Source organism: Streptomyces hainanensis, from assembly GCF_004348415.1.
GTDB lineage: Bacteria > Actinomycetota > Actinomycetes > Streptomycetales > Streptomycetaceae > Streptomyces > Streptomyces hainanensis.
In genome coordinates, this window is record NZ_SMKI01000713.1 from 1 (window position 1) to 2,553 (window position 2,553).

Below are 2,553 nucleotides of genomic sequence, written 5' to 3' on the forward strand. Positions count from 1 at the left end.
ACCCGCGGCAGGAGCCCCCACCCCGATTCGTCCTCCGCCCGATGGAGCCGGACGACCTGCCGTTCGTGGTGAACCGACACCGCCAGTACTTCTCCGGCGGATTCTTCGCTCGTCTCGGCACCGGCTTCCTCACCGCCTACACGAAGACCTACGTGACCGTGCCTCATGCCCGCGCCTACGTCGCGGACGTGGCAGGGAAACCCGTCGGCTTCCTGGTGGGAGTGCTCCTCCCGGGCACGCTCACTCGGCATCGGATCCGCCCTGATCGGCCGGTTCACCGCCGAAGAAGGAACCCACCGTTGACCATCCGCCGACCGGTGACGGCCCTGCTGACCGCGCTGCTCCTGACCGCGACCGCGTGCTCCGGAGCCCAAGGATCCGCTGCCCGGCCACCCGCGAGGACCTGCGCCGGGTGGAGATCAACCACGTCGACTTCGACGGCGAGGTGGCCCGCGGCGTCCTCGTCGTCAACCAGGACATCGCCGACAGCGTCGTCCGCGTCTTCACCCGACTCTTCGAGGAGGGCTTCCCGATCCGGCGGATGCGGCCGGTCGAGGAGTACGACGGCGACAACAACGCCAGCACGGCCGACGAGTCGCCACACGCCAACGGCCGCGCCATCGACATCAACCCGTGGGAGAACCCCTGGAGGGACCTGCGCTGCGCATGCTGGTCGCCCAGCGGCGAGTTCTCCGCCCGCGAGGAGGGCCGGGGCAAGATCCTCGAAGGCGGCTTCGTCTGGCGGACGTTCTTCGACGAGGGCTGGATCTGGGAGAACATCGACGTGCCCGACTACATGCACTTCGACACCGGATACCCCTCGGGCCCCTTCACCCCGGAGGTCGCCCGGCAGAACCAGGAGGCCGTGGAGGCCGGGCAGGCCGCGGCGGAGGCCGCCGCGCCCCCGCAGACCCCCCGGGACCCCCGAGTCCGGGGTGACCGCCCCGCTCCGTAGGCGCCTTGCGAGTCGTCGGGTGCCGGCCGCCGTCGGAACGACGGCGACCGGCACCCGCGTCGGACGCACCGATCAGGACGCGCTGCGCCTGCGCACCAGGTAGACGGCCACTCCGCCGAGCAGGGCCACGCCGACCGCGATCCAGACGCCGGTCGACAGGCCGCCGCTCTCGTCGTCCTCCGCCGCCGTCTCGGACTCGGCCGGCGACTCCTCGGACTCCGCCGGCTCCGTCTCGGGCGTGGTCTCCGCCTCCGGCGCGGCGGCCGCGGAGTCCTCGTCGGCCGGGGCCTCGTCGACGGGCTCGACCGGGGTGGCGCCGGGAGCCGCCGGTTCGAGTGCCAGACGCGGCGCCTCGTTGCCGTGGCCGCCCGAGTCGGCGGCGTCCAGCTCGATCCAGCGGTCGATCCGGCCGTCCTCGTAGGTCTGGAGGGTCTTGAACACCAGCTCCTCAGCGTCCGGCAGTTGGCGTACCGCGACCGCGTACTCGGCGCCCTCGCCGGCGGCGACGGCCGGCCCGGCGACCGTGTACCCGTCGTCGGTGGCGGTGAACTCCCAGCCCTCGGGCCCCTCCACGTAGGTGACGTCGCGGGGGGCGATCCCCTCGGGCAGCACCACGCGCAGTTCGGTGATCCCCTCCGAGGCGGACTCCGACTCGGCGAGGAACGACAGGGTGACGTTCTCGGCGAGGGCCTGCGGCGTGTCCGCCTCCACCTCGACGTGGGCGAGGGACGGGGTGGCCGTCAACAGGACGGCGGCCACCGCGGCGGAGGCGGCGACGGCCGCGCGCCGGAGCGCGCGCGACGGGTTGGTACGGGACATGTTCTTCTCTCCTGGTCGACAGCGGGGGGCGGTTGCCCCGGGGGAAACGGACTCTCACGGCTGGAGAGCGAGCCCCCCGGGCGGTCCCCGCCGGACCACCACGTCGGCCAGCACCCCACACGCGGGCGGAGCGCGCTCCGCCCGCCGACCTCCGAGCCGCCCGGTACGCGACCCCGGCTCCGGCCACGGAAGGCGGCCGGCCAGCCTCCACGACGCCACGAGCCGCGCGACCGTCGATCCGACGAGCGACCGCGCCGCCCCGTACAGCCGCCACACCGCCCAGCACGCGGCGTCCGCGTGGTGGAGAAGCACGGCGACCAGCGTCGCGGCCAGCACGTGCCCGGCCGTCATCGTCAACGAGTCCCGCGCCCACGTGTGCCCGGCCGCGTGCGCGTCGGCGCCGTGCGTGGCGCCGGCGAGCGCGGCCGGCGCGTGCGCGGGCGGATGCCCCGCCGCCGCGCCCAACCACACGTGCAGTCCGGCCTGCGTCAGACCGCCGAAGGCGAGCGTGCCGGGCAACGACGGCGGCCGTCCCGCACCGACCGAGGCGAGCGCGAACATGACCACCGCGGCGACGGACACCCGCCCCCACTCCACGGGCCCGTCCGCCACCAGATGGTGCGCGCACACGCCGAGCACCGTGCCGACCACGGCGAAGACCGCCGCCCGGGCGACACGCAGCGAGGGGCGGACGGTGGGCACGGGCGCCTGAGCCCGGACGAGGACGTGGGACATGACCCGCTCATCATCCCCCGCCCGGCACGGCTCCGGAACGGGCC

At 74.5% G+C, this 2,553-nt stretch carries 3 protein-coding genes; 1 reads left to right on the top strand and 2 read right to left on the bottom strand.

The features are described 5' to 3' along the window. The first annotated feature begins 358 nt into the window (after positions 1-358). Positions 359-955, top strand: a complete 597-nt coding sequence (locus E1283_RS35055) for a M15 family metallopeptidase (RefSeq protein WP_132822205.1) — start codon at positions 359-361, stop codon at positions 953-955. A 72-nt stretch (positions 956-1,027) separates the two neighbouring features. Here E1283_RS35055 and E1283_RS35060 read toward each other — a convergent pair whose 3' ends face one another. Both E1283_RS35060 and E1283_RS35065 read right to left on the bottom strand, forming a co-directional pair. Continuing rightward, positions 1,028-1,774, bottom strand: a complete 747-nt coding sequence (locus tag E1283_RS35060; RefSeq protein ID WP_132822206.1) for a DUF1775 domain-containing protein — start codon at positions 1,772-1,774, stop codon at positions 1,028-1,030. Between the two features lie 54 nt (positions 1,775-1,828). After that, a complete protein-coding gene (locus E1283_RS35065; protein ID WP_132822207.1) occupies positions 1,829-2,509 on the bottom strand; it encodes a hypothetical protein in 681 nt (226 codons plus the stop codon). Positions 2,510-2,553 lie beyond the last annotated feature (44 nt).

What these genes read in the sequence shown, in the direction of transcription:
- E1283_RS35060 (WP_132822206.1), bottom strand. Translation starts at nt 1,774, where the DNA reads ATGTCCCGTACCAACCCGTCGCGCGCGCTCCGGCGCGCGGCCGTCGCC.
- E1283_RS35065 (WP_132822207.1), bottom strand. Translation starts at nt 2,509, where the DNA reads ATGTCCCACGTCCTCGTCCGGGCTCAGGCGCCCGTGCCCACCGTCCGC.